Origin of the sequence: Sphingobium sp. (assembly GCA_023266575.1) — a bacterium.
Lineage (GTDB): Bacteria > Pseudomonadota > Alphaproteobacteria > Sphingomonadales > Sphingomonadaceae > Sphingobium.
The window spans coordinates 70509-85001 of sequence record JAHFPV010000014.1 but is presented as its reverse complement, the minus strand read 5'-3'; the positions used below and the strand labels follow the sequence as shown (position 1 = coordinate 85001).

Annotated in this window: 10 protein-coding genes; 4 read left to right on the top strand and 6 right to left on the bottom strand. The window is 64.8% G+C overall.

The window, feature by feature from the left end:
• Nucleotides 1-100: 100 nt before the first annotated feature.
• On the top strand, nt 101-1417 hold the full coding sequence (purB, locus tag Q0D44_RS14135) for an adenylosuccinate lyase (RefSeq protein ID WP_294137259.1): 1317 nt from the start codon (nt 101-103) through the stop codon (nt 1415-1417).
• A 91-nt stretch (nt 1418-1508) separates the two neighbouring features.
• On the opposite strand, the gene Q0D44_RS14130 is transcribed toward purB, so the two are convergent.
• Nucleotides 1509-2582 carry a LacI family DNA-binding transcriptional regulator gene (locus Q0D44_RS14130; protein WP_294137258.1) on the bottom strand — a complete coding sequence of 358 codons (1074 nt, stop codon included), beginning with the start codon at nt 2580-2582 and terminating at the stop codon, nt 1509-1511.
• 207 nt (nt 2583-2789) lie between these two features.
• Between Q0D44_RS14130 and uxaC the strand changes: the two genes are divergently transcribed.
• Nucleotides 2790-4205, top strand: coding sequence for a glucuronate isomerase (gene uxaC, locus Q0D44_RS14125; RefSeq protein ID WP_294137257.1), 1416 nt, complete (start codon nt 2790-2792; stop codon nt 4203-4205).
• A complete protein-coding gene (locus Q0D44_RS14120) occupies nt 4202-5671 on the top strand; it encodes a mannitol dehydrogenase family protein (protein WP_294137256.1) in 1470 nt (489 codons plus the stop codon). The genes uxaC and Q0D44_RS14120 overlap by 4 nt, the downstream gene beginning before the upstream one ends.
• A gap of 6 nt (nt 5672-5677) precedes the next feature.
• Here Q0D44_RS14120 and Q0D44_RS14115 read toward each other — a convergent pair whose 3' ends face one another.
• Entirely contained in the window at nt 5678-6157 is a 480-nt protein-coding gene (locus tag Q0D44_RS14115; protein WP_294137255.1) for an Lrp/AsnC family transcriptional regulator, read from the bottom strand.
• Between the two features lie 98 nt (nt 6158-6255).
• Between Q0D44_RS14115 and putA the strand changes: the two genes are divergently transcribed.
• A complete protein-coding gene (gene putA / locus Q0D44_RS14110) occupies nt 6256-9855 on the top strand; it encodes a trifunctional transcriptional regulator/proline dehydrogenase/L-glutamate gamma-semialdehyde dehydrogenase (RefSeq protein WP_294137253.1) in 3600 nt (1199 codons plus the stop codon).
• A 31-nt stretch (nt 9856-9886) separates the two neighbouring features.
• On the opposite strand, the gene Q0D44_RS14105 is transcribed toward putA, so the two are convergent.
• The 4 genes from Q0D44_RS14105 to Q0D44_RS14090 form a co-directional block, all read right to left on the bottom strand.
• Entirely contained in the window at nt 9887-11557 is a 1671-nt protein-coding gene (locus Q0D44_RS14105) for an MFS transporter (RefSeq protein ID WP_294137251.1), read from the bottom strand.
• Between the two features lie 78 nt (nt 11558-11635).
• The gene (locus tag Q0D44_RS14100) at nt 11636-12640 is read right to left on the bottom strand and encodes an NADP-dependent oxidoreductase (RefSeq protein ID WP_294137245.1); all 1005 of its coding nucleotides are present in this window, start codon (nt 12638-12640) and stop codon (nt 11636-11638) included.
• An 8-nt stretch (nt 12641-12648) separates the two neighbouring features.
• Nucleotides 12649-13179, bottom strand: a complete 531-nt coding sequence (locus tag Q0D44_RS14095; RefSeq protein WP_294137243.1) for a nuclear transport factor 2 family protein — start codon at nt 13177-13179, stop codon at nt 12649-12651.
• On the bottom strand, nt 13172-14485 hold the full coding sequence (locus Q0D44_RS14090; RefSeq protein ID WP_294137240.1) for an aromatic ring-hydroxylating dioxygenase subunit alpha: 1314 nt from the start codon (nt 14483-14485) through the stop codon (nt 13172-13174). The genes Q0D44_RS14095 and Q0D44_RS14090 overlap by 8 nt, the downstream gene beginning before the upstream one ends.
• Nucleotides 14486-14493 lie beyond the last annotated feature (8 nt).

Genomic DNA, 14493 nt, shown 5'->3' with positions numbered 1-14493 from the left:
TTATCTTCATTTTCTTTGATGACATCGGCGCGATTTGCCCCGGCGCAAGGACGCTGCTAGGCGCGCGGCACCTTATCCCTCTCCTATGCAGGATTCGCCCATGGTCCCCCGCTATTCCCGTCCCGCAATGACCGCCCTCTGGGAACCGGAAGCCCGCTTCAAAATCTGGTTCGAGATTGAGGCGCACGCGACCGAGAAGCTGGGCGAACTGGGCGTGGTGCCGCCATCGGCGGCCAAGGCGCTGTGGGACTGGTGGGCGACCAACCCGGTTATCGACGTCGCCGCGATCGACGCGATCGAGGCGGTCACCAAGCATGATGTCATCGCCTTCCTGACCTGGGTGGCCGAACAGGTGGGCGACGAAGCCCGCTTCATGCATCAGGGCATGACCAGCTCCGACGTGCTGGACACCTGCCTTGCGGTCCAGCTCGCCCGTGCGTCGGACATCCTGATCGAGGATCTCGACCAGCTGCTGGGGGTCATCAAGCGCCGCGCCTTTGAACATAAGCTGACGCCCACCATCGGCCGCAGCCATGGCATCCATGCCGAACCCGTCACCTTCGGCCTCAAAATGGCCGAAGCCTATGCCGAGTTCAGCCGCTGCAAGGCCCGCCTGATCGCCGCCCGCGCCGAAGTTGCCACCTGCGCCATTTCCGGCGCGGTCGGCACGTTCGCCAATATCGATCCCGCCGTCGAAGAACATGTTGCCGAGAAACTCGGCCTCGCCATCGAGCCGGTCTCCACCCAGGTGATCCCGCGCGATCGCCACGCCATGTTCTTTGCGACGCTGGGCGTTATTGCCAGCTCGATCGAGCGTCTGGCCGTCGAGGTCCGCCACCTTCAGCGCACCGAAGTGCTGGAGGCGGAGGAATATTTCTCGCCCGGCCAGAAGGGCTCGTCGGCGATGCCGCACAAGCGCAATCCTGTGCTGACCGAAAACCTGACCGGCCTCGCCCGCGTCGTCCGCGCCGCTGTCGTCCCCGCGCTGGAAAATGTCGCCCTCTGGCACGAACGCGACATCAGCCATTCGTCGGTCGAGCGCTTCTTCGGCCCCGACGCGACCATCACACTCGACTTCGCGCTCGGTCGCCTGACCGGCGTGATCGACAAGCTGCTCATCTATCCTGAGCGGATGATGAAGAATCTCGACAAGATGGGCGGCCTTGTCCACTCGCAGCGCGTCCTTCTGGCCCTCACCCAGGCGGGCGTCAGCCGCGAGGACAGCTACCGCTATGTCCAGCGCAACGCGATGAAGGTGTGGGAATCGGACGGCCAGCTTTCGCTACTGGAACTGCTCAAGGCCGACACTGACGTCACCGCCGCGCTGCCGGTCGCGGAGATTGAGGACAAGTTCAACCTCGATTATCATTTCAAGCAGGTCGACACGATTTTCCGCCGGGTGTTCGGCGAAGCGTAACTATCCAACATCCGTTCGTTTCGAGCGTGTCGAGAAACGTCTGGCACAGCGCTTGGCGTTTCTCGACTTCGCTCGAAACGAACGGATGGTGTTAAACTCCACCTACTTTCGGCCGCACCCGTGGCGGTGCGTCCGACTGCCGCCGGATCAGCTGATGCTCCATCACCAGATGCGCCGGTTCTGCCTCCATTTTGCTTCGCCGCGCGCGCAGCATCTGCACCAGCACCTCCACCGCCGCGCGCGACATCGCGCTGATCGGCTGGCGAATCGTCGTCAGTTCCGGCCAGATCGTCGTCGCCAGCGACGTGTCGTCAAAGCCGCAAACGGTCAGGTCACCCGGCACGTCCAGCCCGTTCCGATGGGCAATCGCCACGGTCGCCGCTGCCATATCGTCGTTGCTGGCAAAGATCGCGGTCGGCGGCTCTGCCAGCGCCAATATCTGTTCGGCCGCGTCCAGCCCGGACCGATAGGTGAAATAGCCTTGCGCGATATATTCGTCCTGCACGGCAATACCGGCATCGCCCAGCGCCGCGACATAGCCCTCCAGCCGCCGGATGCTGGCGCTCTGGTTGGGGTGGCCCTTGATAAAGCCGATGCGGTTATGGCCCAGCGCGATCAGATGGTGGGTCATCTCATAGGCGGCCTGCCGATCGTCGATCCGCACCGCAGCCAGATTACCGCCTGATCGGCCCGTGGCGACGGCAACGGCAGCGATGTTGGCGGCAGCCAGAGCCTCCGCCATGGCGTCCAGATCGCATAGCGGCGGCGGCAGGACCACCCCGTCGATCCGCCCGCGCAACAGATGATCGATCACCGACTTGACGGCGGTTTCCTCATCCCATTTTTCGACCACCAGATGGACGCCGCTGCGGCTGGCCTGTTCCAGGCTGCCGACCAGAAATTCGCTCAGATAAGAAGCGGACGGATTGCTGTAGAGCAGGCCGATCCGCATTTCCTCGCCACCCGCCAGGCTGCGCGCCGCAGGGCTTGGCGCATAATTGAGCGCCGCAATCGCCGCATCCACTTTGGCGCGCGTCGCCGGACGAACCGCCTGTTCGCCATTGATCACACGCGATACCGTCATCGCCGACACCCCGGCATGGTGCGCCACATCATTGATCGTAGGCGCGTTGCGCTGGCGGCGGGACGCTCTGCTGTCGCTCAAAGGGTCAGGCCTTGTCGTGAGAAGTAGATCATCGTCAGGGTCGTAGCCTGATCTTCCCCCCATCGCGAAGCGTAAAATGATCCCGCTGTGACTACATCTGACCGGGGGCATTGCCGTAGAGTTGCGAGCATCGCAAAATTTCCCTGGCTTCGACGCTTTCAGTTCTTTGCCACCGCTGGCATAGCAGGCGTCAAAGGAGCCTGATTCTTGCCTAAGCCACTCGTCCTGCACCCGGATCGCCTGTTCCCGGCCGAACCGCGCACCCGCGACATCGCCCGCGCGCTCTATGCCAGCGTTAAGGATCTGCCGATCGTCTCGCCCCATGGCCATACCGATCCGCGCTGGTTCGCCTATGACGAGCCGTTCGCCAATCCGGCAGAGTTGCTGATCGTGCCGGATCATTATGTGTTCCGCATGTTGTTCAGCCAGGGCGTCGAGCTGGAAGATCTGGGCGTGCCGACCGTCGATGGCAGTCCGACCGCCAGCGATCCGCGCGCCATCTGGCACATCTTCGCCGCCAATTATCATCTGTTTCGCGGCACGCCCTCGCGCATGTGGCTCGACTGGGTGTTCGCCGAAGCGTTCGGCATCACCGTGCGGCTGGAGGCGGAGACCGCCGACCATTATTACGACATTATCGACGCGGCGCTGAAAACCCCGGCTTTCCGCCCGCGCGCCTTGTTCGATCGCTACAATATCGAAGTCATAGCCACGACCGAAGGTCCGCTCGACCCGCTCGACCATCACCGCGCGATCCGCGCCAGCGATTGGAACGGCAAGGTCGTCACCGCCTATCGCCCCGATCCGGTGCTGGACCCCGACGACCCCAAATTCATCGCCAATGTCCAGCGCTTCTGCGCCATGGCAGGCGAGGATGCCGCCAGCTTCGCCGGCTATCTGCGCGCCCATGAAAAGCGCCGCGCCGACTTCCGCGCGGCTGGCGCGACCTCGACCGACCATGGCCACCCGTCCGCCTTCACCGCCAATCTGCCCCGCGCGGAGATTGAGGCGCTCTATGCCAAAGTCACCAGCGGCCCGGTAAGCGCGGCGGAGGCCGAACTGTTCCGCGGCCATATGCTCACCGAAATGGCGCGCATGTCGATCGCCGACGGCATGGTGATGCAGCTGCATCCCGGCGTCCACCGCAACCATAATGCCGCCGTGCTGGCACGCTTCGGCAAGGATAAGGGTGCCGACATCCCGACCGCCGGGGAATTTGTGAAGGCATTGAAGCCCTTGCTCGACCTCTACGGCACCGACCCGCGCCTGACGCTGATCCTCTTCACCCTGGACGAGGATGTCTATTCGCGCGAACTCGCGCCGCTGGCGGGCCATTATCCCGCGCTCAAGCTTGGCCCGCCCTGGTGGTTCCATGACAGCCCGGAAGGGATGCGCCGCTTCCGCGAGCGTGCGACCGAGACGGGCGGCTTCTACAATACGGTCGGCTTCAACGACGACACCCGCGCCTTCCTGTCGATCCCCGCGCGCCATGACGTCGCCCGCCGCATGGATTGCGGCTGGCTGGCGCAGCTGGTCGTCGAACATCGCATGGAAGAGGATGAAGCGTTCGAAGTCGCCCGCGCGCTCGCCTATGACCTCGTCAAGCAGGCCTACAAGCTGTGAGCCGCCTGTCGAGCCAGACGCTCGCCAGTCTGCCCGCCGACGTCATCCGCCCCGGCTATGACCGCGCGCAGGTGAAGGCCGGCGTCGTCCATCTGGGCATCGGCGCGTTCCACCGCGCGCATCAGGCGGTGGTGTTCGATAATGCCCTGAACGCAGGCGATCTGCGCTGGGGCATCACCGCCGCATCGCTCCGCTCCCCGTCGGTGCGTGACCAGATGGTGCCGCAGGATGGCCTCTACACCATGCTGGTGCGCGATGGCGGGTCGGAGCAGGCGCGCATCATCGGTGCGGTGCAGGACGTCATCGTCGCCCCGCAAGACCCGCAGGCGCTCATCGCCGCGCTGGCCTCGCCTGACACCCATATCGTCACGCTCACCATCACCGAGAAGGGCTATAAGCTCGACCCGGCGACCGGCGCGCTGATCGAGGATGATGCGCAACTCGCCGCCGATCTCGTCTCGCTCGACGCCCCCCAAACCGCGCCCGGCTATCTCGTCGCGGCCTTGGCACAGCGCAAGGCGGCGGGACTTGCCCCCTTCACCGCGATCAGCTGCGACAATCTCCCCCACAATGGCACCCGCCTGCGCAACGCCGTACTGGCGCTAGCCCGCCGCCATGACGCCATGCTGGCCGACTGGATCGCGGCGGAAGGCGCTTTTCCCGAAACGATGGTGGACCGCATCGTTCCCGCGACCACGCCGGACGATATCGCCGCCCTGACCGCCCGTCTGGGTGTCGAGGATCAGGCGATGGTCAAGACCGAACCGTTCATCCAGTGGGTGATCGAGGATAAATTCTGCGGCCCGCGCCCGAATTTCGGCGCAGGGGTTCAGATCACCGCCGCCGTCGCGCCATGGGAGGAAGCCAAGCTCCGCCTGCTCAACGGCGCGCATAGCGGCATCGCCTATCTGGGTGGTCTCGCGGCGATCGACCATGTCCATGACGTCCTCGCTTTGCCAGAAGCGCGTATCTTCGTCGAAGCGCTGTGGGACGAAGCGGAAACCACCCTGTCGCCCCCGGCGGAACTGGACGTCGCCGCCTATCGCCGCGAGTTGATGGCCCGTTTCGACAATCCCACGCTGCGCCACCGCACCCGCCAGATCGCGATGGACGGATCGCAGAAACTGCCTCAGCGCCTCCTCGCCACCATCGCCGCGCGACTAGCGGCGGGGCAGGGGATCGATGCCCTTGCGCTAGCCGTCGCCGCATGGGTCCGCTGGCAGGCGGGACAGGATGATCTGGGCCAGCCCCATATCGTGGACGATCCGCTGGCGACGCCCATCGTCGCAGCCCTCGGCGCGGCAAGCACGACGCAGGATCGGGTCGCAGCCATCCTCGCCTTCGACGCGGTGGTTCCACCAGCTCTGGGCGCGAACCCGCACTTCCGCGACGCGCTGATCCGCTGGCTGACCATTCTGGAAACAGACGGCGCCCGCGCAGCGCTGGCCACCTTCCGGCCCGCCTAACGCCAGCTATTTCCGCCTGCCGCCTGCCTCCAACACCGTTTCCATCGCCACGAAGGTCGATGTGCTGGCGACATGCGGCAGGCTGGAAATCTTCTCGCCCAGCACGGTGCGATAGCGCCTGATGTCCGCCGTCCGCACCTTGAGCAGATAGTCGAAACTGCTGGCGATCATATGACATTCCTCGACTTCGGGGATGCGCCGCACAGCGTCGTTAAACTCGGCCAGCACGCTTTCGCGCGTGTCGGACAGCTTGACCTCGGCAAAGGCCACATGGTCCATCCCCAGCTTGGCCGGATCGACCATCGCCCGGAATCCCCGGATCACCCCGCTCTCCTGCAACCGTCGCAGCCGCATCTGGCAGGGCGTCTTGGACAGCCCGACTGCCCCCGCCAGATCGGTAACGGTCATCCGCCCATCCTCCACCAAAGCGGCGACGATCTTGCGATCGAAATCATCCAGATCGACTGTTTGGGTCAATTTATTCATCCACATGACCTAACATAGTTGGATTAAAAGTCATATCGCGCATGAATCACGTTTGGAAAAGTCGGATCGACTTGCGCAAATGGGATATTCTGCGCGCCATGACCGCTCAGCTCCCCTTCGCCGCCTTCGCCCCCGCCATCCGCGCGCAATCCCCCCTGCGCCAGGCGATCACTGCTGCCTATCGCCGGGACGAGGCGGAGGCGCTTGCGCCCCTGATCGAAGCTGCGACCCTTCCCGACGCGACCCGCGCCGCCGCCCGCGACACCGCCCGCACCCTCGTCACTGCCCTTCGTGCCAATCATAAGGGCAGCGGCGTCGAAGGGCTGGTGCAGGAATATGCGCTCTCCAGTCAGGAGGGCGTCGCGCTGATGTGCCTCGCCGAAGCCCTGCTGCGTATCCCTGACGCGGCCACCCGCGACGCGCTGATCCGCGACAAGATCGCCGACGGCGACTGGGGGTCGCATCTGGGGACCGACAAGTCGCTGTTCGTCAATGCCGCCACATGGGGTTTGGTCGTCACGGGCAAGCTGGTCGGCAGCGTGGACGATCGCGGCCTTGGCGCAGCGCTGGCCCGCCTCGTCGCCCGCGCGGGCGAACCGGTCATCCGGCGCGGCGTGGACCTTGCCATGCGGATGATGGGCGAACAGTTCGTCACCGGTGAAACCATCAAGGAAGCCTTGAAACGCGCAAAAGTCATGGAGGCCAAGGGGTTCGCCTATAGCTATGACATGCTGGGCGAAGCAGCGACCACCGCCGCCGACGCCGCGCGCTATTATGCCGATTATGAACAGGCGATCCACGCCATTGGCAAGGCATCGGCGGGACGCGGCATCTATGCCGGTCCCGGCATTTCGATCAAATTGTCGGCACTCCATCCCCGCTACGCCCGCGCGCAGGCCGACCGGGTCATGGCCGAACTCTTGCCCCGCGTGCAGCAACTGGCGGCCCTCGCCAAGCGCTATAATATCGGCTTCAACATCGACGCGGAGGAGGCTGACCGGCTCGAACTCTCGCTCGACCTGCTCGAAAGCCTCGCGCTCCATCCGGGGCTAATGGACTGGAACGGCCTCGGCTTTGTCGTGCAGGGCTATGGCAAGCGCTGCCCCTTCGTCATCGACTGGATCGTCGATCTCGCCCGCCGCGCCGACCGGCGGATCATGGTGCGTCTGGTCAAGGGCGCCTATTGGGACGCGGAAATCAAGCGCGCGCAGGTCGATGGCCTGGCCGACTTCCCGGTCTATACCCGCAAGCTGCACACCGACATCGCCTATATCGCCTGCGCTCGCAAACTGCTTGCCGCGCCGGACGCGGTGTTCCCGCAATTTGCGACCCATAATGCGCAGACGCTGGCGACCATCTACCAGATGGCCGGCCCGGATTTCAGCATCGGCTCCTATGAATTTCAGTGCCTCCACGGCATGGGCGAACCGCTTTACGAACAGGTGGTGGGCGCGGGCAAACTCAACCGCCCCTGCCGCATCTACGCGCCGGTCGGCACGCATGAGACACTGCTCGCCTATCTTGTCCGACGCCTGCTGGAAAATGGCGCGAACAGCAGTTTCGTCAACCGCATCGCGGACCCCGCCGTGTCGGTGGAGGAGATGATCGCCGACCCGGTGGACATGGTCCAGGCCATGCCGCACCCCGGCGCGCATCATGATCTGATCGCGCTTCCCGCGAACCTCTACCCCGACCGTCGCAACGCCGCTGGCCTCGACCTGAGCGACGAAACGACGCTGGCCAGCCTGACCCAGGCGCTCCGGCACAGCGCCACGCTCGACTGGACCGCCGCGCCAGCAGGCGGGGCAGGGGAGGCGCGCCCCGTCCGCAACCCCGCCGACCATCGCGATTGTATCGGCACCGTCATCGACGCCACGCCGCAAGAAGCCCAGGCCGCGGCTGTCCGTGCTGCCGCTTGCGTCTGGTCCAAAACCCCCGTCGCCGATCGCGCCGCTGCGCTGGATCGCGCGGCTGACGCGATGCAGGAGCGTATGCCCATCCTGCTTGGCCTCATCGTCCGTGAAGCGGGCAAGTCCATCCCCAACGCCATCGCCGAAGTGCGCGAGGCGATCGATTTCCTGCGCTATTACGCGCAGCAGGCCCGCACCCGCTTCGGCCCGCAGCAACAGCCGCTGGGCGTCGTCACCTGCATCAGCCCGTGGAACTTCCCGCTCGCCATCTTTACCGGGCAGGTCGCCGCTGCGCTGGTCGCGGGCAATGCCGTCCTCGCCAAACCTGCCGAGGAAACGCCCCTGATCGCCGCCGAAGCCGTCCGCCTGCTCCACGCAGCGGGCGTCCCGATCGATGCGCTCCATCTGGTGCCCGGCGATGGCCGCATCGGCGCAGCGCTCGTCGCCGCGCCGCAGACCGCCGCCGTCATGTTCACCGGCTCAACGCAAGTCGCCCGGCTGATCCAGCGCCAGCTAGCCACCCGCCTGTCGCCCACCGGACAGCCCATTCCCCTGATCGCCGAAACCGGCGGCCAGAATGCGATGATCGTGGACAGCAGCGCGCTGGCCGAACAGGTCGTTGCCGACGTCATCGCCTCTGCCTTCGACAGCGCGGGCCAGCGCTGCTCGGCGCTGCGTGTGTTGTGCCTGCAAGACGAAGTCGCCGACCGCACCCTGACCATGCTCAAGGGCGCATTGGCCGAACTGCGCATCGGCCGCACCGATGCGCTGAAAGTGGACATCGGCCCGGTCATCACCGCCGAAGCCCGCGATGGCATCACGTCCCATATCGACGCCATGCGCGCGCTGGGTCGCAAGGTGGAGCAACAGCCGCTCCCGCCCGAAACGAAGCATGGCACCTTCGTCGCACCGACCATCATCGAGATTGACAGCCTGACAGACCTCGACCGCGAGATTTTCGGCCCGGTCCTCCATGTCCTGCGGTTCAAACGGGACGGGCTGGACGCGCTGGTCGATGCGATCAACGCCACCGGCTACGGCCTGACCTTCGGCCTGCACACCCGCCTCGACGAAACCATCGCGCGGGTCACATCGCGGGTGAAGGTCGGCAATATCTATGTGAACCGCAACGTCATCGGCGCGATCGTCGGGGTCCAGCCTTTTGGCGGCTGCGGCCTGTCCGGCACTGGTCCCAAGGCTGGCGGCCCGCTCTATGTCGGCCGCCTCGTCACCACCCCGCCGGTCAGCGCGGCGGGGGTCACACCGCTCATCTCCCCGCTCCACAGCTTTGCCGACTGGCTCGACGCGCAGGGGGAGGGGGACGCCGCCGCCCACGCCCGCCGCATTGGCGACATGTCCGCCTTGGGGCTTGAGTTGACGCTGCCCGGCCCGGTGGGGGAGCGCAATCTCTATACGCTACACCCGCGCGGCACGATGCTGCTGCGCCCTGCGACCCGCGCGGGCCTGTTCCGCCAGATGGCCGCGATCCTCGCGACCGGCAATGACGCGCTGGTGCAGGGGATGGCGCTGCCCCCCGGTCTGCCGACGGACGTCGCTGCCCGCTTCGCCATTCCCGCCAACACGCCCATAGCCGCTGTGCTGGTCGACGGTGAGCCGGACATAGTCTCGGCCATGGTACAGGACGTCGCCAACTGGCCGGGCCGCATCGTCCCGGTCCATGCGCCGGGGCTGGACGGCTATTGCCTCGACTGGCTGATGGAGGAGGTCTCCACGTCCATCAACACCACCGCTGCGGGGGGCAATGCCAGCCTGATGATGATCGGCTGAGCGGTCGTTTCACTATGTCCGGCTCACTGTCTCACTCGTCGATATTGCGCCGGAATGTTTCGGGCAGGAACAGCAACCCGACCCCCACCGTCGCCGCCGCGATCAGCACCGGATACCAGAGGCCGTAATAGATATTCCCGGTCGCTGCGACCATCGCAAAGGCTGTCGTCGGCAGGAAGCCGCCGAACCAGCCATTGCCGATATGGTAGGGCAGCGACATCGACGTGTAGCGGATACGGCTGGGGAACAGCTCGACCAGCATCGCGGCGATCGGGCCATAGACCATCGTCACCAGCATCGCGAGCGCCCACAGGATCGCGACCACCGCGACCTTGTCGATCTGACCGCTGTCCGCCTTGGCGGGATAGCCAGCCTGCGCCAGACCGCCTTTCAGCGCATCCTGAAAGCCCGCAATCGCCGCCTTTTTGTCAGGACCAGCCAGCGTGGCCGCATCGGGCGCGGCAAAGCTGGCGCTGCCGACCTTGACCACAGCCGGACTGCCCGCTGCCGCCTCGACATTGGCGTAGCTCACCCCGGTCTTGGCCATATAGGCTTTGGCGACGTCGCAGCTTGTCCGGTCAAACTGGTTCTTGCCGACCGGATCGAACTGGAATGAACACTCCTCCCTATGGGCGACGATCGTGACCGGCGCCGCCGCCTGCGCCGCCGCCAGCGCCGGATTGGCGGCGCTCGTCAGCGCGCCGAACAGCGGGAAGTAGCTGATCGCCGCCAATGCGCAGCCGCCGAGGATGATCGGCTTGCGCCCGATCTTGTCGCTAAGCCAGCCAAAGAACACGAAGAAAGGCGTCGCCAGCGCCAGCGCGATCGCGATCAGGATATTGGCCGTCGCCCCATCCACCCGCAGCGTCTTTTCCAGAAAGAAGAGCGCATAGAATTGCCCGGCATACCAGACCACCGCCTGCCCCATCACTGCGCCCAGCAGCGCGATGATGACCCAGCGCAGATTGCCCCATTGGCCGAACGCCTCGGTCAGCGGTGCCTTCGACACCGTGCCCTCATCCTTCATCTTCTGAAAGACCGGGCTTTCATTCAGCTGCAATCGTATCCACATCGACACGCCCAGCAGCAGGATGGAAATCAGGAACGGCAGTCGCCAGCCCCAGGCGGCAAAGGCGTCCTCACCCAGTGCGAAGCGAAAGCCGATCACCACCAGCAGCGCGGCAAACAGGCCGAAGGTCGCGGTCGTCTGGATCCAGCTGGTATAGAGGCCGCGCTTCCCCTCCGGCGCATGTTCGGCCACATAGGTCGCCGCCCCGCCATATTCGCCGCCCAGCGCCAGCCCCTGCGCCAGCCGCATGATCAGCAGGATGATCGGCGCGGCGACGCCGATGCTGGCATAGCTGGGCAACAGCCCGACCGCGAAGGTCGACAGGCCCATGATCCCCATCGTCACCAGAAATGTATTCTTGCGCCCGACCATGTCGCCGATCCGCCCGAACACGATCGCCCCGAATGGCCTCACCGCAAAGCCCGCCGCAAAGGCCGCGAGCGCAAATATGAACCCGGTCGTCTCGTTCACGCCGGAGAAGAATTGCGCCGAAATATAGGTGGCCAGCAGCCCGTAGAGATAGAAATCATACCATTCGAATACCGTCCCCAGCGAGGAGGCGGCGATGACCAGCTTCTCATTCTGGGTCGCGCCATGATGTTTGGGCAGGCCGTCCTCTATGCCGGTCGCCATGACCCATTCTCCCCTGAACTCGCTATCGGTTCAGCATGGCGACAGTCGGGGCGCAAATCCAGTCGCTTGATGCCCCTGTCAGGCGAGTTTCAGGATCATCTTCCCGTCATTGCTGCCATCGAACAATCGCATGAAGGCGGGATAGGCGCGGTCGATCCCCTCCTCGATATGCTCGTCGAAGCGCAGCTTGCCCTGTGCAATCAGCGCCGCGATGGCGCGGCTGCCTTCGGGGAAGCGATCGACAAATTCCATGAGCAGATAGCCGCGCATCGTCGCGCTCTTGACGATCAACTGCCAGATATTGCGCGCGCCCTGCGGCTCACCATTATATTCGGCGATCAGCCCGCACAGGATGATCTGCGCTCGCGTGTTGATATGCAGCAGCGTCGCGTCGAGGCAGGTGCCGCCGACATTCTCATAGACATGGTCGATCCCCTGCGGGCAGGCCTCCCCAATGTCCGCCGCCAGCGCCGCGACATCCTTGCCGCGATAGTCGATCGCTGCGTCAAAGCCATAATGGTCGATCAGCCGGGCGCATTTCGCCGCGCCCCCGGCGATGCCAACCACCCGCGCGCCCTGCAATTTCGCCAGCTGCCCGACCATGGAGCCAACCGCGCCCGCCGCGCCGCTGACCAGCACGGTCTGGCCCGCCTTGGGCTTCATAATCTCGCTGACCCCGAACCAGGCCGTCAGCCCGACCGCGCCCATGGAGGACAGGTAACTCGTCACCGACGGGGCCAGCGACACGTCGATCGGATGCATGAAATCGTCCGGCGTCACGACGCTATATTGCTCGATCCGGTTCAGCCCCATCACCCAGTCGCTGGGCTGGAACCGATCGACATTGCTCGCCTCGACCGTGCCGATCGTCGATGCCCGCACCGCGTCCCCCAGCGCGACCGGCGGCAAATAGCTTGGCGCATCGTCCAGCCAGCCGCGAATGGCCGGGTCGAGCGAGGCATAATGGTTGCGGATGACGATCTGGCCGGGGCCGGGCGCGGGCAGGGGGCTATCCTCCAGCCGGAAATCGCTCTCTTTGGGCAGCCCGTCCGGTCGCGCCGCCAGAATGAATCGGCGGTTCATGGTGGCACTCATTGGCCCGGTCCTTTCCAAAGATCATGGACGGGATCGTCCGCCCCCTGCGTGCCGCGCAACGGATAGGGGGCGCGCAGCACATCGTCCGGCCCGCCCGACGGCTGGTGGATCGCCCAGTCGCTGACATAGCGGCGCGCGCTAAATTTCCACACGCCGTTCCGCCGCGCAAAGCGATCGAGATAGCGCCCGCCCGACAGCATCTGCACCGACCGGTCGGCTTTTTGGCGCGGCGTCGCCACCCCGAACACATAGGATTCGCCGACAGCCTCGTCGCTATTGACCCGGAACCACTGGTTGGTCGTCATATGCGATGTCTGGTGAAAGGCGGACTGGACGATGGCGCAAATCTCCACGGCAAAATCCGCCCCGCTGCCATTGAACACGCCGCTTTCCACGACGCTGTCCTCATGAAAGATCGACCGGAGCAGGGCGACATCCGCGCGATCCACGCCCCGGCAATAGGCCATGGTCAGTTCGGCCAACTGCTGCTTGGCGATCAGGACCGCAACAGCGTCCGCCTCAGTCATGGATGTCGCACAGGTCGTTTAGCCGCTCATGGAACATCTGCACCCGCTTTTCCTGCCCCGCCAGCATACCGCCAGTATAGCCGCGCGAATGCAGTCCCTGCTGCTGGCCGATCGCCACGCTCATATCCTGATCAGCAACATCGCCCAGGGTTTTGGTCCCGAACACCACGGTCTCGCGCTCGACCTGCTCGAACGGCGTTGGTCCCATCGGCCCGAACACGACATCGCTGCCGGGGATTTCATGCGCCATGAACCAATGGTCGAAAATGCAGCGCTCCGGGTCGGTCGGGTGCGGCTCCGACCGCAGCAGCTGGAACCCGTCCGGCCACATGGTCAGGGTGATGTTGGGAAACAGCGTGTAATGATGATAGTCGATAATCTCGCTGTCGCCCATTGCGGCATAATGGGCATAGCCCTTGGCCGCGCCCAGCTTGCGCTTCTGCGCCAATATCGCCTCGCGGGCCAAGCTGGCGCGGCCTTCGAAATCCTTGGGGTCCAGCTCCCAATAGTCCAGCGCCTGCGCCAGCGGCATTTCCAATATGTCAGCAGTCGGATAGCGGCCCGATGGCTTCAAGCCCCGCATCACCATGCAATTATGGCCTTCAGGGTTCATCTCGAAGATGGTGCCGTCCAGCGCATCGTCGATCGACCCGGCAATTTGCGGGTGGAGCGTGGGCAGATGATAGCTTTCGTTGAAATTGTCGCGAATGATCTTCCAGTTGCATGGCACATCGGACTTGAGCGCCATTACCCGCGTCATCTTGTCCATCTGCCACTGTTCCAGCTGCACGCCCGCCGCGCCCAGCCATTCGCTTAAAGGAGCCGCGTCGCGATCCATGGTGAACCACACGAACCCGCCCCACACCGTGCAGGGAATTTCCTCCAGCTTTACCTTGCCGCAGGGCGAACCGCCCGGAAAATCATCCGGGTCCTGCACATGGGCCAGCGTGCCGTCGGGCGCATATTTCCAGCCATGATAGCCGCAGGTCAGCAGCGGCGCGCCGCCCACCTCGGTCCAGGCCAGCCGATAGCCGCGATGCTTGCAGGCATTGTAAAAGGCTTTGACCGACCCATCCTCCTGACAGAGCATGACGATCGATTCCCGCCCGATCGCATGGGTCAGGAAATCGCCCGCTTCCTCCAGATCGGCCGCCATGCCGCCAATATGCCAGGTCCTGGTCCAGACATGCTGCCATTCCGCGTCCGCCCAGCGCTGCGCATAATAGCGCTCACCGGTAATGCGGTCGCCGCGGACGGGCGGATCATAGTCCGCGATACTGCGACCCAGAAAGGATTCCACCGTCATGACACGCC

Excerpts from the sequence above, each read along its gene's own strand:
- Q0D44_RS14100 (WP_294137245.1), bottom strand. The coding sequence starts at position 12,640 with ATGAACCGCCGATTCATTCTGGCGGCGCGACCGGACGGGCTGCCCAAA.
- purB (WP_294137259.1), top strand. The coding sequence starts at position 101 with ATGGTCCCCCGCTATTCCCGTCCCGCAATGACCGCCCTCTGGGAACCG.
- Q0D44_RS14105 (WP_294137251.1), bottom strand. The coding sequence starts at position 11,557 with ATGGCGACCGGCATAGAGGACGGCCTGCCCAAACATCATGGCGCGACC.
- Q0D44_RS14115 (WP_294137255.1), bottom strand. The coding sequence starts at position 6,157 with ATGAATAAATTGACCCAAACAGTCGATCTGGATGATTTCGATCGCAAG.
- Q0D44_RS14090 (WP_294137240.1), bottom strand. The coding sequence starts at position 14,485 with ATGACGGTGGAATCCTTTCTGGGTCGCAGTATCGCGGACTATGATCCG.
- putA (WP_294137253.1), top strand. The coding sequence starts at position 6,256 with ATGACCGCTCAGCTCCCCTTCGCCGCCTTCGCCCCCGCCATCCGCGCG.
- Q0D44_RS14095 (WP_294137243.1), bottom strand. The coding sequence starts at position 13,179 with ATGACTGAGGCGGACGCTGTTGCGGTCCTGATCGCCAAGCAGCAGTTG.